Source organism: Pantoea sp. Ap-967, from assembly GCF_011752565.1.
GTDB lineage: Bacteria > Pseudomonadota > Gammaproteobacteria > Pseudomonadales > Pseudomonadaceae > Aquipseudomonas.
Genome location: NZ_VWXK01000036.1, coordinates 39,917 through 60,938, shown reverse-complemented (window position 1 = coordinate 60,938; position 21,022 = coordinate 39,917). Strand labels below are relative to the sequence as shown.

Sequence of the window (21,022 nt, the reverse complement as noted above, 5' to 3'; positions counted from 1 at the left end):
CCGAGTACATCCATTACTACAACCACGAACGAATCAAAATGAAGCTCAATGGCCTGAGTCCTGTGGCTTACAGGACTCAGGCTGAGGTAGCCTAGCTTCGACCGTCTAACATTTGGGGCGCAGTTCAATCCCCTGTAGGAGCGAGCAACGCTCGCGAAAGCGCCGCAAGCGGCGCTTATCCACGATCAGAAATCCACACTGGCAGACACGCGCAACAGGCGTGGCGTACCTTGGGTGAGGTAGTTGTTCGAGGTCGATGCCGACGCCCAGTACGCCTTGTTCGCCACGTTCTCGACATTGGCCCGCAAGGTCACTTGCTTGTCATCCACCTTGAAGCTGTAGCGCCCGCCAAGGTCGACCCGGGTCCAGGCCGGGATGTTCAGGCTGTTGGTGGCATTGACGTACTGCCCGCCGGTGCGCAGCAACCGGGCGTTGAGGGCCGCGCCGGGCAGGCCGGGTACGTCCCAGTCGGCACCGAAGTTGAACTGGAAGCGTGGCACGCCAGGCGCGCGGTTGCCGTCATTGCTGCCGCCGGCGGTGTTGTGCAGCTCGGTGTGCATGAACACCGCGCCGGTCAGCAGGCGCAGGCCGTCCACTGGCTCGCCGAACAGGTTCAGTTCCACCCCCTTGTTGACCTGCTCGCCATCCATGCTGAAGGTGTCCTTGTCGGCGCCGGGTACACGGAAGGTAGTGCTGTTGGGCTGCTCGATGCGGTACACGCCCAGGGTTGCGCCGAAGCTGTTCCAGTCGAGCTTGACGCCGGCCTCGACCTGCTTGCTGCGCTTGGGCGGGAACACCTCATTGGCGTTGCTGACGCTGGACGGTGCGGTGGGGCCCTGGGCCAGGCCTTCGATGCGGTTGGCGTAGAACGACACATGCTCCCACGGCTTGAGCACCAGGCCATACACCGGGGTGGTCACCGATTCGTCGTAGTTGGCGTTGCGCACGCCAGTTGCCGTGAGCCAGCCGTCAACGCCGATCGACTGCTTGCGCACGCCCACGGTCAGCAGCACGCGGTCATCGAAAAAGCCCAGGGTGTCGGAAACCGCCGCGCTCTTGACCCGGTTCTTGCCCACGATGCGCGGGTCGTGCAGGTCGCTGCCGGTGTAGGTGTTGGTGGGCCGCGATACCGTTACCGGGTGGTACAGGTTGGTGTCGTAGCGGTTGGCCGAGGTTACCGCGGCATAGGCCGAGCGCTGCTCGCCCCACAGGCCCGAGAGGCCGAAGTTGACCCGGTGGCTGACCGGCCCGGTGGCGAAATGGCCGTTGATGCCGGCCATGGCACTCTTGTTGTCTTCATCGTGCGGCGGGTAGAGGTAGCCGCCGCGCGCCGTGCCGTTGTCGTCACTGACGTACAGCGACGAGTACTCGCCGTTCTCGCGGGTATGCTTGGCCCCTGCGCCCGCGTACAGGGTCCAGTTGTCGTTCAAGTCGTACTCGGCATTGAGCATGCCGTAGGTGTCTTCCAGTTGCGACCAGGTCCAGGGCTGGGAGTAGTTGTCGCGCGCCGATGGGGCACGTGGCACCTTGCTGCCGGTGGGGTAGATCACCGCGCGGCCGCCGTTGATGCGCTCTTTCTGGTAGCCCAGGTCGGTAGACAGGCGCAGGCGTTCGCCACGGTAGTCCAGGGCCACGGCCACCAGGGTGGAATGCTGCGCCTCGTCGTGCACGCCGGTGCCGCCATTATGCTGGGCGAGGTTGATGCGCGCGCCGAAGCGGTTGTCTTCGCCAAAACGCTTGCCCAGGTCCAGGTGGCCGCCGATGTTGGCGCCGGTGGCGTAGTCCAGGGTGACGTGGCGGGTGGGGGTGTCCTCGGCGCGCTTGGGCACCAGGTTCACCGCACCGCCAATCCCGCTGCCCTGGGGTGCAACGCCATTGAGGAAGGCATTGGAGCCCTTGAACACTTCAACCCGCTCCAGCGCCTCGGTGGTGACGATCTGCCGCGGCAGCACGCCGTACAGGCCGTTGTAGCTGATGTCATCGGTGTTCAGCGGCAGGCCGCGGATGGTGAATACCTGCGAGAAGTTGCCAAAACCTGCCGACTGGCGTACCGCGGCGTCGTTCAGCAGGACATCGCCCAGGGTGCGCGCCTGCTGGTCGGCAATGGTTTTGGCGGTGAAGCTGGTTACGCTGAATGGCACATCATTGATGGCCTGGTCGCCCAGCACGCCGAGCCGGGCGCTGCGGGCCACCTGGCCACCTTGCCAGGCATCGCTGTTGGCGGCCAGGTTGCTGTTGATGGTGGTCGCACCCAGTTCCAGGGCGTTGCCCAGTTCCACGGTCGGGGCCAGGGTGTAGCCGCCGCTGTCGGTGGCGATCAGGCTGAAGCCGCTGCCGCCGAGCAGTTGGGCGAAGCCACCGGCCACGTCGTAACTGCCTTGCAGGCCCGGGCTTTGCTGGCCTTTGAGCATGGCCGGGTCGAACGACAGCGGCACGCCTGCGCTGGCGGCGAAACGCGCCAGCACATCGGCCAGGGGGCCTGCGCCGATGTTGTAGGTCCGTGGGCTGTTGCTGGCGGTGGCGTCTGCGGCCATCAGCGCCGGGGCCGGGGCGAGGGTGCCGATGGCCATGGCCAGGGTCAGGGCCTTGAAGCGAAAGCGGGGCATCATGCGGTGGTCCTGTTGTGCAGAATAGGGGTTCTGCACTCATCACCGGACGACGCAGGAAAAAGTATCATGAGGTTGCGCAGATTGTTCCAGGAACGATCGCAGGCCTTGGTAGGCAACGCCCTCAGGCGTGCGGTTCAACCGTCACCCAATAGCGGCTCATGCCGCGAACCACCACTGGCAAGGTATCTGCGAGCAGGCGCAGGCTGGCATCGCTGTCGGTCAATGGAAATGCGCCGGAAACCCTGAGCTCACGCACACCCGGGTGGCAGCGCAACACGCCAGGGCGATAGCGGTCCAGCTCCTGCAGCAGGTCGGCCAGGCGCATGTCACGAGCCATCAGCATGCCGTGCTCCCAGGCCAGGTCGCCGGCATCCAGGGCGTGGGCCGGCTGCACCCGCACGCTGTCGAAGGCCGTGCGCTCGCCGGCCTGCACCTGTTGGCCGCCCCCATGCAGGGGCTGGGCATCGACGGCGCCAGTGAGCACGGCAACCCGGGTCAGTGGGCCATCCACGCGCACGCTGAAGCGCGCCCCAAGTGCCCGCACCTGGCCATGCAGCGTGCGCACCAGAAATGGCCGCGCCGGTGTGGCAGGGTCGGTGGCGCTGCTGACGAGAATTTCGCCGGCCAGCAAGTCGAGGCGCCGTTGCTCGGCGTCGAAGCGTATGTTCAGGGCGCTGTGGGTATTGAGCAGCACCTGGCTGCCATCAGCCAAGGCCAGCGGGCGCTGTTCACCAACCGCCGTGCGCGCATCGGCCGTCCACTGCTGCCAGGGCATTTCACGCACGCTTAACCACGCCGCAGGGGCCGCCAGCAGGAGCAAGCCCAGGCGCTGCATGGCCTGGCGCCGGCTGAGCGCGCCATTGCGGCTGAGCCTGCGCAGGGTTTCCCCACTGACAGGCGCGGGCAAGCGGCCCAGGTCGCCCAGGATGGATTCGGCGCGCTGCCAGGCCATGGCATGCTCGCTGCTGCGCTGGCACCAGGCCTGGACGGCGCGGTGGTCGTCTTCGGTGGCGCTGCCCGATTGCAATTGCACCAGCCAGTCGGCGGCCTCGCCAAGAATGGCCGGGTCGATGCGTGGGCTCACAGGTCAAGGCTCAAACAGGCAAGGAAGGCGCTGCGCATGTCGCGTTTGACGGTGATCAACGCTACCTGCAACTGGTCGGCAATTTGCGGGTAAGTGAGGCCATCGAGTTGGGACAGCAAGAACACCTGGCGTACCCGTGCCGGCATTTCCCGCAGCATGGCATCGATGCGGCAGAGGCTTTCCAGGATCAGCCAGCGGGTTTCCGGCGAGGGCACCTCCGGTGCTGGCAAGTGGGCAATGGCTTCAAGGTAGGCCCGCTCGACATCCTGACGCCGCCAACGGTCCACCAGCAGCCCTTTGGCAATGTGCGTGAGCAGGGCGCGGGGTTCGCTGCCAAAACCGTTGGCTGCCTGGCGGCCCAACAGGCGCACGAAGGTGTCATGTGCAAGGTCGGCGGCATCGCAGGTATTGCCCAGCTTGCGCAGCAGCCAGCCCTGCAGCCAGCCATTGTGCTCGGCGTACAGCGTCTGGACCTGCAGGGTAAGGGTTGGGTCGGCGGGCGGCATGGTGGTCTGGGTAGGGTGTAATTAAGAATTGATCGCATTTTAATCATCTGGCCGTCACAGATTCAAGGCGATGTTCATTGCCGTTCGGCGAGCAGCCGCGGGGCAGGGCAGAGGCGCCCGGCGGCGCCTGCACCTGGTACCACGGTCAGGCCAGCCGGCGGATATTGCCGATCTGGCGCAGGCTGAGCCCGTATTTGTCGGCCAGCAGGCTGCGTGACAGGCCGTCTGCGCTTTCTTTCTGGATCTGCAAATTGCGCAACTGGCGCAGGAAATGATCCGCCTTGGGGATTTCCAGGGCCACGCCGGCAAAGCGCTTGATCAATGCATCCAGCGCTTCGCCAGGAAGGGTATCGGCAAGCTTGGTGCGTTCACGGTGTTTGGGGATGTACTTGGGCCTGCCGCCGTATATGCAGGTCAGGTGGTAGGCATGTTCAATGCCGACGCATTCGATCAGGGCCTGGAGCGAGTGCGGCAGCTGAGTGATGTCGATCGAGTTGAGGTCAGGGAGTTGCATAGTGGCTTCCTCGCGAAAAAGGGCGTGATGCTGTGAAAGCCCATGAACCGGATCGGCACATACCACTGGCTCATGTGGCTGGCATGGCTGAATTTTCGGTGAGCGAGGAAGGCTGTCGCTAGGCGTCAATGAGCCTGTTATTTGTAGCCTCTGTGAGCATGTCTTGAAGATTGCGGTAGCGCCGCGTGTAGGACTTTGGCAGTGGGGTAGGCGTGGAGGGCGCGAATTTCCTAAGTCTCGGTTTCCATGTTCGGTCAGGGTGTGCATACCCTCGAAGAGGAAAAGCAACCCCGTGGGTGGTGTGCGTTGTATGATGGCGCCAGCTCGTTGCGAGCCTTATGCCCCACAGTTGCAAGGAATTTTCGATGACACACATGCAGCGTCTCAAATACTCACTTCTGATCATCCTGGTGATGCTGGGCCTCATGTTCGGCCTGTCGCACTTGGCCAAGCAGGGTACGATCAGTGAGCAGACCTTCCAGATCCTCGCCATCATCATCGCGGTGGTCGTGGTGGTGATCAACGGCGTGCTGCGGCGCAAGGTCAAGCAGTGAACCGTGCCGGCCGGCCTGGGCTGGCCGGCCATGCGCTCAGCGCGGTGCGGGTTGTTCAAGCACCGCGCGGGCCTGGGGCTCCAGGCTGTAGCACTTGTCGCTGCCCAGGCTGATCACACCTTCGGCGCACAGCCGCTTGAGCACTTCGCGCACGCTGAGGAACGACAGCGGTATGTCCAGCTGTTCGAGCTGGGCGTGTACGCCACGTACACCGATGCTGCGCCCGTTGCGGTCGGCGGCATGCAGGGCATCGATCACTTTCAGGCGAATCAGGCTGGTACGCAGCCCATAGGCACGCAGCAGCTCGCGTATCTGCTCGTTGCCGACACGCTCGTCCACCCCGTTGACCGGGGCACGCTCAGCCTGCAGCGAGGAATGCGGGTGGTACATGTGAATGCTCCTTTTCGTGGACTGTCCCGAAAACTGGGTGCCTCACTGAGTAGGACGAATGAGCGCGGCAAATCTGCAGCTTTTGTGCAAAAAAATATTTACCGCAGGTTCTGACAAGACGGCCCACTGCCACGCGCTGCGTAAAATTTTCATCTGGCCATTCGTTTGTTGGGGATGAACCCCCACGCTGAGGAATGCCTGTGTTGCCCATTTCGCGTCCCATGACCCGCGTCGCCCTGGCGGCGGCGCTGGCCGCCACCAGCTTCGCCACGCATGCGCAGGACAGCGCTGGCGATGCCAGCGCGCAGATCCGCCGTACCAGCTTCGGCGTGCCTCATATCGTCGCCAAGGACGAGCGAGGCCTCGGTTACGGCATCGGCTACGCCTATGGCCAGGACAACCTGTGCCTGCTGGCCAACGAAGTGCTGACGGTCAGTGGCCAGCGTTCGCGCTATTTCGGCGCCCAGGGCAAAACCCTCGAGCAACGTGACAACCTGACCAGCGACCTGTTCTTCACCTGGCTCAATACCGATGCCGCGGTGGAGGCGTTCCTGCAGGCCCAGCCGGCCCAGGTGCGTGACCTGTTGGACGGCTATGCCAGTGGCTTCAACCGCGCCCTGGCCGAACGCCGTAGCCAGGGCTTGCCGGGCGAGTGTGGCGATGGCCAGTGGTTGCGACCGATCACCAGCCAGGACTTGGTCAAGCTGACCCGCCGTTTGCTGGCCGAAGGTGGCCTGGGCCAGTTCGCCGAGGCGCTGGTGGCCGCACAACCCCCGCAGGCGACCGCCCAGCAGGGGCTGCCGGCATTTGACGTAGCGCTTTCGCAGCAGCAGCGTTTCGCCTCCGAGCGCGGCAGCAATGCCGTGGCGGTGGGGGCAGAGCGTTCGGCCAACGGGCGCGGCCTGCTGCTGGCCAACCCGCATTTCCCGTGGCTGGGCGGCATGCGTTTCTACCAGATGCAGCTAACCATTCCAGGGCAACTGGATGTCATGGGCGCGGCCTTGCCTGGCTTGCCGATGATCAATATCGGCTTCAACCAGCACCTGGCCTGGACCCACACGGTCGATACCTCCAAGCACTTCACCCTGTACCGCTTGCAACTGGACCCCAAGGACCCGACCCGTTACCTGCAGGACGGCCAATCGCTGCCGCTTGAGCGCCAGGCGGTGAGTGTCACGGTCAAGGCCGAGGACGGCACCCTCAGCCAGGTGCAGCGCCAGGTGTACAGCTCAAGCTACGGGCCGGTAGTGGTATGGCCCGGCCGCCTGGACTGGAATGCCCAGGCCGCCTTCAGCCTGCGTGACGCCAACCTGGGCAACACCCGTGTGCTGCAGCAGTGGTACCGCATCAACCGCGCCGACAGCCTGGCGGCGCTGAAAGGCTCGGTCGAGCAATTGCAAGGGATTCCGTGGGTCAACACCCTGGCGGTGGATGCAGCGGGCCAGGCGCTGTACCTGAACCAGTCGGTGGTGCCATACGTCGACCAGCAACTGCTCAGCCAGTGCAGCAACCCGGCGGCACAAGGGCCGCTGGTGGTGCTCGATGGTTCGCGCAGCGCCTGCCAGTGGAAGGTCGACCCGCAGGCCGCGCAACCGGGCATCTTCCCCGCACACCTGCTGCCGAGCCTGGCGCGCCAGGACTTCGTGCAGAACTCCAACGACCCGGCCTGGATGTCCAACCCGGCCCAGCCGCTGACCGGTTATTCGCCCCTGGTCAGCCGCAACGACCAGCCGCTGGGCATGCGCGGGCGCTATGCGCTGGAGCGCCTGCAGGGTAACGCCAAGCTCGGTGTCGACGACCTGCAGAACATGGTGCTGGACGACGATGTGTACCTTGCAAGCCTGGTGCTGCCGGACCTGCTGCAATGGTGCAAGGGCGCCGAAGCGGACCTGCAGGCCGTGTGTTCCAGCCTGGCAGCCTGGAATGGCAAGGCTGACCTGAACAGTGGCATTGGCCTGGTGCACTTCGAGAACATTGTCCGGGCGCTGGCTGAACACCCTGAAGGCTGGCGCGTGGCCTTCAACCCGCAGGACCCGCAGCACACCCCGCGTGGCCTGGCCGTGGAGCAGGCCGCCGTGCGCAAGTTGGTGCGCGAGGCAGCGCTGGCGTCCTTGCAGCAGGTGGCCAAGGCCGGGGTAGAGCAGGGCAGCCAGTGGGGGCAGATTCAGCAAGCCGCCGATGGCACGCCGGTGCCGGGTGGGCCGCAGGGGTTGGGTATCTACAATGCGATCTACAGCGTGCCCCATGGGCCGGGCAAGCGCCTGGTGGTCAGCGGCACCAGCTACCTGCAATTGGTGAGCTTCACCGACCAAGGGCCGCAAGCGCGCGGGTTGCTGGCATTTTCCCAGTCCAGTGAGGCCGGTTCGGCGCATTTCAGTGATCAGACCAAGGCGTTTTCGGCCAAGCGCCTGGCGCCGATACCGTTCACCGAAGCGCAGATCAAGGCAGACCCTGAGTACCGGCAGTATGTGATCAGCGAACGCGACAAGGGGGCAGTGGCCAGCCAGCCTTGAGGCGCTGGCCTGGTTGGGCCTTTTCGCGGGGCAAGCCCGCTCCTACAGGCGATTGCATTCCCCTGTAGGAGCGGGCTTGCCCCGCGAATTAAGGCTGACGAGGTCTTTTCAGGAAAACTCGAACGGCTCCAGGGCAAAGCCCTGGCCATCGACTTGCAGGGTCCAGCCGCGCCGGTCCCAGTCCCCCAGCACGATGCGCCGCGCCGGCTCACCGTCAACCACCAGCTTGTGAATCGCCGGCCGGTGGGTATGGCCATGCACCAGGGTGCGCACGCCATGCGCCGCCATCACCTTCGGCACTTCCTCCGGGGTAACGTCGACGATTTCGGTAGCCTTCATGCGTGTTTGCACACGGCTTTCACTGCGCAGCTTGCGCGCCAGCTTCTGCCGGCTGGCCAGCGGCAGGTGGCGCAGCACCCACAGCGTCAGCGGGTTGCGCAGGTAGCGGCGTAACTTCATGTAGCCCACATCGCGGGTACACAGGGTGTCGCCGTGCATCAGCAACACCTGCTCACCGCCCAGCTCGATCACGCTCGGGTCGGCCAGCAGGGTGCAGCCAGCCGCCTTGCAGAAGGCCTGGCCAATCAGGAAATCACGGTTGCCGTGCATCAGGTAGATGGCCGTACCGCTGTCGCTCAGCTGGCGCAAGGCCTGGCAGATCGACTGCTGGAACGCGGTCATGGCATCGTCGCCGATCCACGCCTCGAAGAAATCACCGAGGATATACAGCGCCTTGGCGTGACGGGCGCGGCCGTCGAGCAGATCAAGAAACGCCCGGGTAATATCCGGGCGTTCTTCTTGCAAATGCAGATCGGAGATCAGCAGGATCACTCAATGATCTCGGCTTTCTCGATCACCACGTCCTCTTTCGGTACGTCCTGGTGGCCAGCCTTGGAGCCGGTGGCGACTTTTTCGATGGCGTCGACGATTTCACGGCCTTCGGTCACTTCGCCGAACACGGCGTAGCCCCAGCCCTGCACGTTCTTGCCGCTGTGGTTGAGGAAGTCGTTGTCGGAGGCGTTGATGAAGAACTGCGCCGAAGCGGAGTGCGGCTCCATGGTGCGGGCCATGGCAATGCTGTACTTGGTGTTCTTCAGGCCGTTGTCAGCTTCGTTCTGGATGCTGGCGCGGGTTTTCTTCTGGTTCATGCCGGCTTCGAAACCGCCGCCCTGGATCATGAAACCCTTGATCACGCGGTGGAACACGGTGCCGTCGTAGTGGCCGTCCTTGACGTACTGAACGAAGTTCTCGGTGGTCAGCGGCGCTTTTTCCGCGTCCAGTTGCAGGACGATGTCGCCGTGGTTGGTGCTCAGTTTGACTTTGGACATGCTGAAATTCGCTCTTTCAAGGCATACAGGAATAGGCTGCGCAGTGCGCGTTTAGTCACCTGACGCAGGATCGGGCAACCGCGACACATGTTCGTGGTTCATCGCGCAGGGCGATCATTTTGCACGGATCGCGATAAATCGCGCCAGTTTGTCGGTGCCCGGCTGTCAGCAGCTTGACTGCTTCGGCTATGATAGGCCCTTTGATTCAATCGGCCTACCCAGGCCGGATACGTGCATTCAAGGATCCTATGAGCAAGCCCACTGCCGACAACGCGCCCAACGCCGCCGCCAAAGGCGCTCCCGCCGTCCCTGCGAATTTCCTGCGGCCGATCATCCAGGCCGACCTGGACGCCGGCAAACACAGCGCCATCGTCACTCGCTTCCCGCCGGAGCCCAATGGCTACCTGCACATCGGCCACGCCAAGTCGATCTGTGTGAACTTCGGCCTGGCCAAGGAGTTCGGCGGCGTCTGCCACCTGCGTTTCGACGACACCAACCCGGCCAAGGAAGACCAGGAGTACATCGACGCCATCCAAAGCGACGTCAAGTGGCTGGGCTTCGAATGGGCCGGCGAAGTGCGCTATGCCTCCAACTACTTCGACCAGCTGCACGACTGGGCCGTTGAGCTGATCAAGCGTGGCAAGGCCTATGTCTGCGACCTCACCCCCGAGCAGGCCAAGGAATACCGCGGCAGCCTGACCGAAGCGGGCAAGAACAGCCCGTTCCGCGAGCGCAGCGTCGAGGAAAACCTCGACCTGTTCGCGCGCATGAAGGCCGGCGAGTTCAAGGACGGCGAGCGCGTGCTGCGTGCCAAGATCGACATGGCTTCGCCGAACATGAACCTGCGCGACCCGATCCTGTACCGCATTCGCCACGCCCACCACCACCAGACCGGTGACAAGTGGTGCATCTACCCCAACTACGACTTCACCCACGGCCAGTCGGACGCCATCGAGGGCATCACCCATTCGATCTGCACCCTCGAATTCGAAGGCCACCGCCCGCTGTACGACTGGTTCCTCGACAACCTGCCGGTGCCGGCACGCCCGCGCCAGTACGAGTTCAGCCGCCTGAACCTGAACTACACCATCACCTCCAAGCGCAAGCTCAAGCAGCTGGTGGACGAAAAGCACGTCAGCGCCTGGGATGACCCGCGCATGTCCACCCTGTCGGGCTTCCGCCGTCGTGGCTACACCCCGGCCTCGATCCGCAATTTCTGCGAAATGGTCGGCACCAACCGCTCCGATGGCGTGGTCGACATGTCGATGCTCGAATTCAGCATCCGTGACGACCTCGACCGCACCGCGCCACGCGCCATGTGCGTGCTGCGCCCGCTCAAGGTAGTCATCACCAACTACCCTGAAGGCCAGGTCGAGCAGCTTGAACTGCCGCGCCACCCGAAGGAAGACATGGGCGTGCGCGTGCTGCCGTTCGCCCGCGAGCTGTACATCGACCGTGACGACTTCATGGAAGCGCCGCCCAAGGGCTACAAGCGCCTGGAACCGGCCGGTGAAGTGCGCCTGCGCGGCAGCTACGTGATCCGCGCCGACGAGGCGATCAAGGACGCCGACGGCAACATCGTCGAGCTGCGCTGCTCCTACGACCCGGACACCCTGGGCAAGAACCCCGAAGGCCGCAAGGTCAAGGGCGTGATCCACTGGGTGCCGGCCGAAGGCAGCATCGAGTGCGAAGTGCGCCTGTACGACCGCCTGTTCCGCTCCGCCAACCCGGAGAAAACCGAGGACGGCGGCAGCTTCCTGGACAACATCAACCCCGACTCCCTGCAGGTGCTGAGCGGCTGCCGTGCCGAGCCATCGCTGGGCCAGGCGCAGCCAGAGGACCGCTTCCAGTTCGAGCGCGAAGGCTACTTCTGCGCCGACCTCAAGGACAGCCAGCCGGGCCGCCCGGTGTTCAACCGCACCGTCACCCTGCGTGACTCCTGGGGCAGCTAAGGAACCACCGTGCTTACCATCTACAACACGCTGAGCAAGACCAAGGAAACCTTCAAGCCGCTCGATGGCAACAAGGTGCGCATGTACGTGTGCGGCATGACCGTGTACGACTACTGCCACCTTGGCCATGGCCGCAGCATGGTGGCGTTCGACCTGGTGACGCGCTGGCTGCGTAAAAGCGGCTACGACCTGACCTACGTGCGCAACATCACCGACATCGACGACAAGATCATCAACCGTGCCAACGAGAACGGCGAGGCATTCGACGCCCTGACCGCACGCATGATCGAGGCGATGCACGAAGACGAGCGCCGCCTGAACATCCTCAAGCCGGACCTGGAACCGCGTGCCACCGACCATATCGCCGGCATGCACGCGATGATCCAGACCCTGATCGACAAAGGCTACGCCTACGCGCCGGGTAACGGCGATGTGTACTACCGGGTGGGCAAGTTCGTCGGCTACGGCAAGCTGTCGCGCAAGAAGATCGAAGACCTGCGCATCGGTGCCCGCATCGAGGTGGACGAAGCCAAGCAAGACCCGCTCGACTTCGTGCTGTGGAAGGGCGTGAAGCCGGGCGAGCCGTACTGGGATTCGCCGTGGGGCCCGGGCCGTCCGGGCTGGCACATCGAGTGCTCGGTGATGTCCACCTGCTGCCTGGGCGAAAGCTTCGACATCCACGGTGGCGGCAGCGACCTGGAGTTCCCGCACCACGAGAACGAGATCGCCCAGAGCGAGGCGGCCACCGGCAAGCAGTACGCCAACGCCTGGATGCACTGCGGCATGATCCGCATCAACGGCGAGAAGATGTCGAAGTCGCTGAACAACTTCTTCACCATCCGTGACGTGCTCGACAAGTATCACCCGGAAGTGGTGCGTTACCTGCTGGTGGCCAGCCACTACCGCAGCGCGATCAACTACTCCGAAGACAGCCTGCGCGACGCCAAGGGCGCCCTGGAGCGTTTCTACCACGCACTGCGCGGCTTGCCGCGGGTGGCCGCCCAGGGTGGCGAGGCGTTCGTCGAGCGCTTCAGCGTGGCCATGAATGACGACTTCGGCACCCCCGAAGCCTGCGCCGTGCTGTTCGACCTGGTGCGCGAAATCAACCGCCTGCGTGACAGCGACCCGGCTGCAGCTGCCGGCCTTGCCGGTCGCCTGCGCGAGCTGGGCGATGTGCTGGGTGTGCTGCAACTGGAGGCCGATGACTTCCTGCGTGCCGGTGCCGAAGGCAAGGTTGACGCTGCTGAAGTGGAAGGTTTGATCCAGGCGCGCCTGGCGGCGCGTACGGAGAAGAACTGGGCCGAATCCGACCGTATCCGTGACCAGTTGACGGCCATGGGCGTGGTGCTGGAAGACAGCAAGGGCACGACCACCTGGCGCCTGGCCGACTGATCGGCGTGATGCCATCGCGAGCTACGCTCGCTCCTACGGGCCTTGCGCTGGCCCCGTAGGAGCGAGCGCAGCTCGCGATGGCGCCGCCTAGGCGGCGCTCAGGTTCACTTGGCCAGCCCGGCAAGCGGGCAGTGCAACACCAGCTTCGCCCCACCCAGCTCGCTTTCACCAATCTCCAGCCCGAACCCATGCAGGTCGACGATCGCCGCAACGATCGACAACCCCAGCCCGAAACCGGAATGCCGGTGCCCTTCATCACTGCGGTAGAAGCGCTTCAACACCGCAGCCCGTTCCTGCTCGGGAATCCCCGGCCCGCTGTCTTCGATGGCGATATGCACACCGGTCTCATCCTGGCTCGCCCTGATCGCCACCCGGCCACCTTCGGGGGTGAACTTGATGCCGTTGCCTACCAGGTTCGCCAGCGCCTCGAACAGCAGCTCACGGTCGCCGTGCAAGGGCGGCAATTGCTCAGGTTGCTGCAGGTTCAGGCGAATACCGCCGTCCTCGGCCAGCGGCAGGTAGAAGTCGTGCAGTTCCACCAGCAGCTCGTGCGGGTCGAGCTGCACGAAGCCGGCGCGGCGCTGGCGGTCTTCCAGCTCACTGATGCGCAGCAGGCCACGAAAGCGTGCCATCAGCGTGTCGGTTTCACCAATGGCCTGGTCCAGTGCCTCGGCCTGGGCCGCGTCGACGTTGCTGTGCTGGCGAATGCGGTACAGCTGCGCCCGCAACCGGGTCAGCGGTGTGCGCAGGTCGTGGGCAATGTTGTCGCACACGCCCTTGACCTCGTGCATCAGCCGCTCGATGCGGTCGAGCATGGCATTGACGATGTCGGCCAGCATGTCCAGCTCGTCACGCCGGGCCGACAGCGGCAGGCGGTGGGTGAGGTCGCCGGCGACGATCAGCTCGGCCTGGGCCTGGATCGCGCGGATGCGCTTGAGCGGGCGTCGGCGTAGCCAGTACCAACCGGCAAACCCCGGAATCAGCGTCAACGAGATGCCCCACAGCAAGGCATGCAGGATGATGCGGGTGACCACGAACAGCGAGCCGTTGTCGCGGAACAGCACCAGCCAGCGGCCATCCTGCACCTTGATCGCCACCGCATCGCAGCTGTCGCGGGGCATGTGCGGGTCATCGGCGTCCAGGCAACGCTTGAGTTCGTGAACCTTGCCGTCCAGGCCGAGGTCCGGCGGTATCGCGCGAATGCGTCCGCCCACCGGGTTGAACTGCGCGTCGAACAGGCCGTAGGCATCGAAGGCACGTTCCTCGAAGGCCTGGCTGGCCAGCAAGGCGTCGTCCAGCTGTTTGCCGGTCATGTGCGCGAACAGGTGCTGGCGTTGCAGCATGGAGTGGCGGGTGAGCTTGTTCAGGTAGCTGGACACCTCGAAGTACAGCACCCCCATGAGGATGCTGCTCCAGGCCACGAACAGGAAGCTGTACAGCGCCAGCAGGCGGCTGGTGGACGAACTCCAGCCCTTAGACGGGTTCAGCAATGGCATAGCCTGAGCCCCGTACCGTACGGATCAGCGGCGACTGGCCAGGCGAATCGATTTTCTTGCGCAGGCGGCCAATGTGCACGTCGATCAGGTTGGTACCGGGGTCGAAGTGGTAGCCCCAGACTTCCTCGAAAATCATCATCCGCGTGATTACCTGGCCGCTGTGGCGCATCAGGTACTCCAGCAGCTTGTATTCGGTGGGCAGCAGGTTGAGGGTTTGCTCGCCACGGCGGGCTTCATGGCTGATCAGGTCCAGTTGCAGGTCGGCGACCTGCAGGCGCGTCTGGGTCATCGGCACGCTGTTGCGGCGCAGCAGCACTTCGACCCGGGCGGCCATTTCATCGGAGGCGAACGGCTTGGTCAGGTAGTCGTCACCGCCGGCACGCAGGCCACGCACCCGCTCGTCGACGTCGGACAGGGCGCTGATCATCAGGATCGGCGTGGTGATCTTGAGGTTGCGCAGGGTGGTCACGATCGTCAGGCCATCGACCTCGGGCAGCATGCGGTCCAGGGTGATCAGGTCGTAACCGCCGGCGATGGCCTTGGCCAAGCCCTCGCGGCCGTTGTCGGCCCATTCCACATCCAGGCCGTGGCTGGAGAGTTCGGCGACGATTTCCTGGCCGGTGACGGCGTCGTCTTCGATGGTCAGTACGCGTGGCATGCTCGTTCCTGGGCGTCTAAAAGAGATTTGATTGTGCCAAAGAATAGCCAAACGGCGATTTAAGAAAAATTCATCTACAAAACGTCAAAACGAAAACGGGGCATGCCATGGCTGGCATGCCCCGTTGTTGTAGCGGCTGCAGGCCTCAGGCGACCTTGACGATCCAGCCGGCAGGCGCTTCGACGTCACCGCTCTGGATGCCGGTCAGCTCGTTGTAGAGCTTCTGGGTCACAGGGCCGACTTTTTCCAGGTCGTGGAACACGTGCAGCTTGCCGTTGTACTCGATGCCGCCGATTGGGGTGATGACGGCAGCGGTGCCGCAGGCGCCGGCTTCGATGAAGCGGTCGAGCTTGTTGATTTCGACATCGCCTTCGATCACGGTCAGGCCCAGGCGCGATTGCGCCAGTTCCATCAGCGACAGGCGGGTGATGCCCGGCAGTACCGAAGCCGATTTCGGGGTCACGAACTCGTTGTTGGCGGTAATGCCGAAGAAGTTGGCCGAACCGACTTCCTCGATCTTGGTGTGGGTCAGTGGGTCGAGGTAGATGGCGTCGGCGAAGCTGGCCTTCTTGGCTTCAGCGCCTGGCTGCAGGCTGGCGGCGTAGTTGCCACCGACCTTGGCCGCGCCGGTGCCTTGTGGGGCGGCGCGGTCGAAGCTGGAAATCTGGAAGTTGTGCGGCTTCATGCCGCCCTTGAAGTAGGAGCCAACCGGGATGGCGAATACCGAGAAGATGAACTCGGGGGCGGTGCGCACGCCAATGTTGTCGCCGGTGCCGATGACGAACGGGCGCAGGTAGAGGGCGCCCTTGCCGTGCGGCGGCACGAATTTCTCGTTGGCCTTGACCACTTGCTTGCACGCTTCGATGAACACATCGGTGGGCACCTGCGGCATCAGCAAGCGCGCGCAGCTGCGCTGCATGCGGGCGGCGTTCTGGTCTGGGCGGAACAGGTTGATCGAGCCGTCCTTGCAACGGTAGGCCTTGAGGCCTTCGAAGCACTGCTGGCCATAGTGCAGGGCAGTGGAGCCTTCACTGATGTGCAGCACGTTGTCTTCGGTCAGGGTGCCGTTGTCCCACTCACCATTGCGCCATACGGACAGGTAGCGCTTGTCGGTCTTGATGTAGTCGAAACCCAGCTTGTCCCAGTTAATGCTTTCGTTACTCATGACACCCTCGATTGTCTTGCAAGTGCCCGATCGCTCGGGCTGCTGTTATATGCGCACCACGCCACGATAATACAAACCTCGCGGCTCGGGAACGGCCAGTCACGAATTGGCCGCAATGGTGGGTGCAGGGCGGGAGGTTTTCAGCGCCTCTAGCGGTGGGCGCTCGCAAGCCGCCTGTTCCAATCCCCCCCATGGCTGCGCGCGCAGGCCTCTTCACTGTCGAAACGCACATGCCAGCCCACATGGTCCAGCTTCACCCCCGCCTCATCGAGCGCTCGGCCCGTCAGCGCCAGCATGCGCGCCTTGGCAGTGCCGGCCACGGCCGCCGCCTTTTGCGCCTCGCGCTCGAACACCCAGGTGATGCGCAGGCTGGACGGGAAATCGTCGGGCACCAGCCGATGGGTCAACCAGGAAAACCCCACAATCTCGGCCTTGGCGGTTTCACAGGCCTCGGTCAGGCACACGACCAGCTCACGCTCCAGGCGCGCCAGCTCGCGTTTGTTCAGGGCTTTCACTGGGCAGCCTCGTCGTCGATCTGCTGGCAGAAGCGCATCAGGTTGCCGAATGGGTCGCGCACCAGCATCTCCAGGCCCCAATCAACCCGCTCGGCCTGGGGCCGGGCGTAGCCGTACTGCTTGGCCAGCAGCTCGCGCTCCAGTGCCCGCAGGTCGTCGGTGCGGGCGAACACCGTGGCGCCAGGGCAGGCGTCGCCGTGGTGTTCGCTCAGGTGCAGGATCAGGCCGTCGCGGTGAATCTGCGCGTACAGCGGCAGGTCCGGGCTGAAACGGTGTTCCCAGTCAAGCTCAAAGCCCAGGAAGTCCAGGTAGAACTCCTTGGCCTTGTCGACGGAGAAAATGCGCAGAACCGGGATGGCGGGGGCGAGAGGCATGGCGATTCCTTGGCCGAGGGCAAAACACAGACTTTAGCGCAGCACCGATACGGGGCCAAGCGCTGCTCCGGCAATGGGCACGGCCACGCTGAATGCCCCATGCCAGAGCCATCGCCCTGAAAGTTTCATGTGCGTTCACCTGCGTAGTTGGCCCGCAACCTGCTATATCCAGCCAGCGAAATTTGATCGAGTGGTCAGTCTGCCAGTGCTCCAACAGCGCCCAGGCTGGCCCTCTAAACGGCCGCAAGGCCACGGAAATCAAGGGGCCGCAGGATGTCGCTCGCGGAGCAGATCGAACCATCGGAACAGGCGGCGGGCTGGAGCGCGCACCTGCAATTGCGCTTCGTCTTGCGCAGCGGTGTGACCCGCCTTGGTGCGCGCCGCCATTTCGGCCCGCTTTTGGTGCAGCGCCCGTTCTATCCGGAAGGGGCGCCGTGCCACGTTTATGTGCTGCACCCACCCGGCGGTATCGTCGCCGGGGACCGCCTGGAGCTGGATATCCACCTTGAACCCGGCAGCCACGCCTTGCTCACCATGCCCGGTGCCAGCAAGTTCTACCGCAGCATCGGGCCGACTGCGCGGCTGGCCCAGCATTTTCACCTGCAAGCCGGTAGCACACTGGAATGGTTGCCCCAGGACAGCATCTTCTTCAATGGCGCCCGCGCCAGCCTCGACAGCCGCTTCACCCTCGAACCCGGGGCCAAGCTGCTGGCCTGGGAAACCTTGTGCCTGGGCCGCCCAGTGATGAACGAGCGTTTCGAGCGTGGCGCGCTGGACAGCCGCCTGTGCATCGAACTGCCAGGCGAACCCGGCCTGCACGAGCGCCTGCGCATCGAAGGCGGGCACTTGGCCAAGGTCGGCGAGCACCCCCTGGTCGCCACATTCTGCGCAGCCCCGGCAAGCCCGGCCGTGCTTGAGCAGGTGCGCACCTTGCTCGACGAACTCGCTACCCCCGCCGGCGCCACCTTGCTTGGCACGCTGCTGGTGATTCGCCTGCTCGACCACGACAACCAACACCTGCAACACACCCTGCAGCGCCTCTGGCACGTATTGCGGCCGGCCGTTCTCGGCCTGCCAGCGTGCCCGCCGCGCATCTGGGCCACTTGAGAGAGCGCAATGGAGCTGACCCCAAGAGAGAAAGACAAACTGCTGCTGTTCACTGCCGCCTTGTTGGCAGAACGGCGCCTGGCCCGTGGCCTGAAGCTCAACTACCCGGAGGCCGTGGCACTGATCAGTGCCGCGGTGCTCGAAGGCGCCCGGGATGGGCGCACGGTGGCCGAGCTGATGAGCCTGGGCCGCGAGGTACTGGGCCGTGAGCAGGTCATGGAGGGCGTCGCCGAGATGCTGCATGACGTGCAGGTCGAGGCCACCTTTCCCGACGGCACCAAGCTGGTGACCGTGCACGACCCCATCGTCTGACCTGGCGCAGGAGCCCAGCATGATTCCAGGTGAAATCCAGGTCGCCGCCGGCGACATCGAACTCAACGCCGGCCGCGACACGGTCAGCGTCAGCGTGGCCAACCATGGCGACCGGCCGGTGCAGGTCGGTTCGCACTACCACTTCTATGAAGTCAACGATGCGCTGGTGTTCGAGCGCGCGCCCACCCGCGGCTTTCGCCTGGATATCCCGGCCGGCACCGCCGTGCGCTTCGAACCGGGCCAGTCGCGTACCGTGCAGCTGGTGGCCTACGCCGGCAAGCGCGAAGTGCACGGCTTCCAGGGCAAGGTGATGGGCGCGCTGGAGGGCAGGGCATGAGCCGTATTTCCCGTCAGGCCTACGCCGACATGTTCGGCCCTACCGTCGGCGACCGCGTGCGCCTGGCTGACACTGCGCTGTGGGTGGAGGTGGAGAAAGACTTCACCATTTATGGCGAAGAGGTGAAGTTCGGCGGTGGCAAGGTCATTCGCGACGGCATGGGCCAGGGCCAGATGCTCAGCGCCGAGGCCATGGACCTGGTGCTGACCAACGCCCTGATCATCGACCACTGGGGCATCGTCAAGGCCGATATTGGCGTCAAGCACGGGCGCATCGCCGCCATCGGCAAGGCCGGCAACCCCGACGTGCAGCCGGGCGTGACCGTGCCGGTGGGCCCCGGCACCGAGGTGATCGCCGCCGAAGGCAAGATCGTGACCGCAGGCGGTATCGACTCACACATCCACTTCATCTGCCCGCAGCAGGTCGAAGAGGCGCTGACCAGCGGCGTTACCACCTTCATTGGCGGCGGCACCGGCCCTGCCACCGGTACCAACGCCACCACCTGCACCCCAGGGCCCTGGTACCTGGCGCGCATGCTCCAGGCCGCCGACTGCCTGCCGATCAACATCGGCCTGCTGGGCAAGGGCAACGCCTCGCGCCCGGAGGCCCTGCGCGAGCAGATCGCCGCCGGCGCGGTGGGCCTGAAACTGCACGAAGACTGGGGCTCGACCCCGGCGGCCATCGACTGCTGCCTGGGCGTGGCCGAGGAAATGGACATCCAGGTGGCGATCCACACCGACACGCTCAACGAGTCGGGTTGCATCGAAGACACCCTGGCCGCCATCGGCGACCGCACCATCCATACCTTCCACACCGAGGGTGCCGGCGGTGGCCATGCGCCGGACATCATCCGCGCGGCCGGGCAGGCCAACGTGCTGCCATCCTCCACCAACCCGACCCTGCCGTATACGGTCAACACCGTCGACGAGCACCTGGACATGCTCATGGTCTGCCACCACCTGGACCCGAGCATCGCCGAGGACGTGGCCTTCGCCGAGTCGCGCATCCGCCGTGAAACCATCGCCGCCGAAGACATCCTCCACGACATGGGGGCCTTCGCCATGACCTCGTCCGATTCCCAGGCCATGGGCCGGGTCGGCGAGGTGGTGCTGCGCACCTGGCAGGTGGCGCACCAGATGAAACTGCGCCGTGGCCCGTTGGCACCGGACACCGGCTACAGCGACAACTTCCGGGTCAAGCGCTACATCGCCAAGTACACCCTCAACCCCGCCCTGACCCACGGCATCGCCCATGAAGTCGGCTCGCTGGAAGTGGGCAAGCTGGCCGACATGGTGCTGTGGTCGCCAGTGTTCTTCGCGGTCAAGCCGGCCCTGGTGATCAAGGGCGGGATGATCGCCACCGCGCCCATGGGCGACATCAACGGCTCCATCCCGACGCCGCAGCCGGTGCACTACCGGCCGATGTTCGGTGCCCTGGGCGCTGCCCGCCATGCCACGCGCATGACATTCCTGCCCCAGGCCGCCATGGACCGTGGCCTGCACCAGGAGCTGGGGCTGCAGAGCCTGATCGGCGTGGCCCATGGCTGCCGCCGGGTGCGCAAGGCCGACATGGTTCACAACACCTTGCAGCCGGTGATCGAAGTCGACTCGCAAACCTACCAGGTGCGTGCCGACGGTGAGTTGCTGGTGTGCGAACCGGCCAGCGAACTGCCGCTGGCCCAGCGTTATTTCCTGTTCTGAAGGAGTGAAGATGATTGTCCTGACCCGCCGCATCGGCGCCGCCGACACGGTCACTGCAACCGTCACCCTGGATGTCGACAGCCGCATCAAGAGCCGCCTGCGGGTGACCCTTGACGATGGCCGCGACGCTGGCCTGATGCTGGAGCGTGGCCACCTGCTGCGTGGCGGCGAACTGCTTGCCGATGCCAGCGGCGAGCAGGTGGTGCGGGTGCTGGCTGCCGCTGAAACGGTGTCGACCGTGCGCTGCGACGACCCGCACCTGCTGGCCCGCGCCGCCTACCACCTGGGCAACCGCCATGTGCCGCTGCAGATCGACCCTGGCCTGTTGCGTTACCAGCATGACCATGTGCTCGACGACATGCTGCGTGGCCTGGGCCTGGTGGTAGAAACCGAACAGGCGCCGTTCGAGCCGGAAGCCGGTGCCTACCAGAGCGCGCCGCACAGCCACGGCCACGGCAGCCATAGCCATAGCCACGGCCACGACCACCCGTTCGTGCGCCTGCCTTCCTGAACCCC

General features: G+C 64.7%; 22 protein-coding genes. 10 read left to right on the top strand and 12 right to left on the bottom strand.

The window, feature by feature from the left end; translation table 11 throughout:
- Positions 1-95, top strand: a 95-nt coding sequence (locus tag F3J45_RS26020) for an IS3 family transposase (RefSeq protein ID WP_167061942.1), incomplete at its 5' end; no start/stop codon positions are given.
- A 90-nt stretch (positions 96-185) separates the two neighbouring features.
- Here the strand turns inward: F3J45_RS26020 and F3J45_RS26015 are convergent.
- The 4 genes from F3J45_RS26015 to F3J45_RS26000 all read right to left on the bottom strand — a co-directional run bounded on the left by F3J45_RS26015 (position 186) and on the right by F3J45_RS26000 (position 4,713).
- Positions 186-2,609 (bottom strand): TonB-dependent receptor, encoded by a 2,424-nt coding sequence (locus tag F3J45_RS26015; RefSeq protein ID WP_167069888.1) that lies wholly within the window; start codon positions 2,607-2,609, stop codon positions 186-188.
- A gap of 121 nt (positions 2,610-2,730) precedes the next feature.
- Positions 2,731-3,693: a FecR domain-containing protein gene (locus F3J45_RS26010; RefSeq protein ID WP_167069886.1), complete on the bottom strand. Its 963-nt coding sequence runs from the start codon at positions 3,691-3,693 to the stop codon at positions 2,731-2,733.
- The gene (locus F3J45_RS26005; RefSeq protein WP_167069884.1) at positions 3,690-4,199 is read right to left on the bottom strand and encodes a sigma-70 family RNA polymerase sigma factor; all 510 of its coding nucleotides are present in this window, start codon (positions 4,197-4,199) and stop codon (positions 3,690-3,692) included. The genes F3J45_RS26010 and F3J45_RS26005 overlap by 4 nt, the downstream gene beginning before the upstream one ends.
- A gap of 145 nt (positions 4,200-4,344) precedes the next feature.
- A complete protein-coding gene (locus F3J45_RS26000) occupies positions 4,345-4,713 on the bottom strand; it encodes a Mor transcription activator family protein (RefSeq protein ID WP_167069882.1) in 369 nt (122 codons plus the stop codon).
- 365 nt (positions 4,714-5,078) lie between these two features.
- Here F3J45_RS26000 and F3J45_RS25995 point away from each other — a divergent pair, with 365 nt between their 5' ends.
- Positions 5,079-5,267, top strand: coding sequence for a hypothetical protein (locus F3J45_RS25995; protein ID WP_167069880.1), 189 nt, complete (start codon positions 5,079-5,081; stop codon positions 5,265-5,267).
- 36 nt (positions 5,268-5,303) lie between these two features.
- Here the strand turns inward: F3J45_RS25995 and F3J45_RS25990 are convergent, their stop codons facing one another.
- Positions 5,304-5,657, bottom strand: a complete 354-nt coding sequence (locus F3J45_RS25990) for a fe2+ zn2+ uptake regulation protein (protein WP_167069878.1) — start codon at positions 5,655-5,657, stop codon at positions 5,304-5,306.
- Positions 5,658-5,860: 203 nt separating this feature from the next.
- Here F3J45_RS25990 and F3J45_RS25985 point away from each other — a divergent pair, with 203 nt between their 5' ends.
- Entirely contained in the window at positions 5,861-8,170 is a 2,310-nt protein-coding gene (locus F3J45_RS25985) for an acylase (RefSeq protein WP_205300683.1), read from the top strand.
- 108 nt (positions 8,171-8,278) lie between these two features.
- Here F3J45_RS25985 and lpxH read toward each other — a convergent pair whose 3' ends face one another.
- Positions 8,279-9,001: a UDP-2,3-diacylglucosamine diphosphatase gene (lpxH, locus tag F3J45_RS25980; RefSeq protein ID WP_167069874.1), complete on the bottom strand. Its 723-nt coding sequence runs from the start codon at positions 8,999-9,001 to the stop codon at positions 8,279-8,281.
- Positions 8,998-9,498, bottom strand: a complete 501-nt coding sequence (locus F3J45_RS25975; protein WP_167069872.1) for a peptidylprolyl isomerase — start codon at positions 9,496-9,498, stop codon at positions 8,998-9,000. The genes lpxH and F3J45_RS25975 overlap by 4 nt, the downstream gene beginning before the upstream one ends.
- Positions 9,499-9,746: 248 nt before the next feature.
- Here F3J45_RS25975 and F3J45_RS25970 point away from each other — a divergent pair, with 248 nt between their 5' ends.
- Complete coding sequence (locus tag F3J45_RS25970; RefSeq protein WP_167069870.1) at positions 9,747-11,450, top strand: glutamine--tRNA ligase/YqeY domain fusion protein; 1,704 nt, start codon at positions 9,747-9,749, stop codon at positions 11,448-11,450.
- 9 nt (positions 11,451-11,459) lie between these two features.
- Positions 11,460-12,842, top strand: a complete 1,383-nt coding sequence (gene cysS, locus F3J45_RS25965) for a cysteine--tRNA ligase (RefSeq protein WP_167069868.1) — start codon at positions 11,460-11,462, stop codon at positions 12,840-12,842.
- 104 nt (positions 12,843-12,946) lie between these two features.
- Here cysS and F3J45_RS25960 read toward each other — a convergent pair whose 3' ends face one another.
- The 5 genes from F3J45_RS25960 to F3J45_RS25940 all read right to left on the bottom strand — a co-directional run bounded on the left by F3J45_RS25960 (position 12,947) and on the right by F3J45_RS25940 (position 17,050).
- On the bottom strand, positions 12,947-14,338 hold the full coding sequence (locus F3J45_RS25960; RefSeq protein ID WP_167069866.1) for a HAMP domain-containing sensor histidine kinase: 1,392 nt from the start codon (positions 14,336-14,338) through the stop codon (positions 12,947-12,949).
- Positions 14,316-14,996, bottom strand: coding sequence for a response regulator transcription factor (locus tag F3J45_RS25955; protein ID WP_167069864.1), 681 nt, complete (start codon positions 14,994-14,996; stop codon positions 14,316-14,318). Before F3J45_RS25955 ends, F3J45_RS25960 begins: the two co-directional genes overlap by 23 nt.
- 145 nt (positions 14,997-15,141) lie before the next feature.
- Entirely contained in the window at positions 15,142-16,161 is a 1,020-nt protein-coding gene (locus tag F3J45_RS25950) for a branched-chain amino acid aminotransferase (protein WP_167069862.1), read from the bottom strand.
- Between the two features lie 149 nt (positions 16,162-16,310).
- Complete coding sequence (locus tag F3J45_RS25945) at positions 16,311-16,676, bottom strand: hypothetical protein (protein WP_167069859.1); 366 nt, start codon at positions 16,674-16,676, stop codon at positions 16,311-16,313.
- Positions 16,673-17,050, bottom strand: coding sequence for a glyoxalase superfamily protein (locus tag F3J45_RS25940; protein WP_167069857.1), 378 nt, complete (start codon positions 17,048-17,050; stop codon positions 16,673-16,675). Before F3J45_RS25940 ends, F3J45_RS25945 begins: the two co-directional genes overlap by 4 nt.
- 273 nt (positions 17,051-17,323) lie before the next feature.
- Between F3J45_RS25940 and F3J45_RS25935 the strand changes: the two genes are divergently transcribed.
- The 5 genes from F3J45_RS25935 to ureE are packed head-to-tail and all read left to right on the top strand — an operon-like array spanning position 17,324 to position 21,017.
- Positions 17,324-18,157 carry an urease accessory protein UreD gene (locus F3J45_RS25935; protein WP_167069855.1) on the top strand — a complete coding sequence of 278 codons (834 nt, stop codon included), beginning with the start codon at positions 17,324-17,326 and terminating at the stop codon, positions 18,155-18,157.
- Between the two features lie 9 nt (positions 18,158-18,166).
- A complete protein-coding gene (locus tag F3J45_RS25930; protein ID WP_167069853.1) occupies positions 18,167-18,469 on the top strand; it encodes an urease subunit gamma in 303 nt (100 codons plus the stop codon).
- Positions 18,470-18,488: 19 nt separating this feature from the next.
- Entirely contained in the window at positions 18,489-18,806 is a 318-nt protein-coding gene (locus tag F3J45_RS25925; RefSeq protein ID WP_167069851.1) for an urease subunit beta, read from the top strand.
- Positions 18,803-20,506: an urease subunit alpha gene (gene ureC, locus F3J45_RS25920; RefSeq protein ID WP_167069849.1), complete on the top strand. Its 1,704-nt coding sequence runs from the start codon at positions 18,803-18,805 to the stop codon at positions 20,504-20,506. The genes F3J45_RS25925 and ureC overlap by 4 nt, the downstream gene beginning before the upstream one ends.
- Positions 20,507-20,516: 10 nt before the next feature.
- A complete protein-coding gene (gene ureE / locus F3J45_RS25915) occupies positions 20,517-21,017 on the top strand; it encodes an urease accessory protein UreE (RefSeq protein ID WP_167069847.1) in 501 nt (166 codons plus the stop codon).
- The last annotated feature ends 5 nt before the right edge of the window (positions 21,018-21,022 follow it).

Excerpts from the sequence above, each read along its gene's own strand:
- F3J45_RS25960 (WP_167069866.1), bottom strand. The coding sequence starts at position 14,338 with ATGCCATTGCTGAACCCGTCTAAGGGCTGGAGTTCGTCCACCAGCCGC.
- F3J45_RS25975 (WP_167069872.1), bottom strand. The coding sequence starts at position 9,498 with ATGTCCAAAGTCAAACTGAGCACCAACCACGGCGACATCGTCCTGCAA.
- F3J45_RS25930 (WP_167069853.1), top strand. The coding sequence starts at position 18,167 with ATGGAGCTGACCCCAAGAGAGAAAGACAAACTGCTGCTGTTCACTGCC.
- ureC (WP_167069849.1), top strand. The coding sequence starts at position 18,803 with ATGAGCCGTATTTCCCGTCAGGCCTACGCCGACATGTTCGGCCCTACC.
- F3J45_RS26000 (WP_167069882.1), bottom strand. The coding sequence starts at position 4,713 with ATGCAACTCCCTGACCTCAACTCGATCGACATCACTCAGCTGCCGCAC.
- F3J45_RS25925 (WP_167069851.1), top strand. The coding sequence starts at position 18,489 with ATGATTCCAGGTGAAATCCAGGTCGCCGCCGGCGACATCGAACTCAAC.
- F3J45_RS25940 (WP_167069857.1), bottom strand. The coding sequence starts at position 17,050 with ATGCCTCTCGCCCCCGCCATCCCGGTTCTGCGCATTTTCTCCGTCGAC.
- F3J45_RS26005 (WP_167069884.1), bottom strand. The coding sequence starts at position 4,199 with ATGCCGCCCGCCGACCCAACCCTTACCCTGCAGGTCCAGACGCTGTAC.
- F3J45_RS25995 (WP_167069880.1), top strand. The coding sequence starts at position 5,079 with ATGACACACATGCAGCGTCTCAAATACTCACTTCTGATCATCCTGGTG.
- F3J45_RS25950 (WP_167069862.1), bottom strand. The coding sequence starts at position 16,161 with ATGAGTAACGAAAGCATTAACTGGGACAAGCTGGGTTTCGACTACATC.
- ureE (WP_167069847.1), top strand. The coding sequence starts at position 20,517 with ATGATTGTCCTGACCCGCCGCATCGGCGCCGCCGACACGGTCACTGCA.
- F3J45_RS25990 (WP_167069878.1), bottom strand. The coding sequence starts at position 5,657 with ATGTACCACCCGCATTCCTCGCTGCAGGCTGAGCGTGCCCCGGTCAAC.
- F3J45_RS25970 (WP_167069870.1), top strand. The coding sequence starts at position 9,747 with ATGAGCAAGCCCACTGCCGACAACGCGCCCAACGCCGCCGCCAAAGGC.
- F3J45_RS25955 (WP_167069864.1), bottom strand. The coding sequence starts at position 14,996 with ATGCCACGCGTACTGACCATCGAAGACGACGCCGTCACCGGCCAGGAA.
- F3J45_RS25935 (WP_167069855.1), top strand. The coding sequence starts at position 17,324 with ATGTCGCTCGCGGAGCAGATCGAACCATCGGAACAGGCGGCGGGCTGG.
- F3J45_RS26015 (WP_167069888.1), bottom strand. The coding sequence starts at position 2,609 with ATGATGCCCCGCTTTCGCTTCAAGGCCCTGACCCTGGCCATGGCCATC.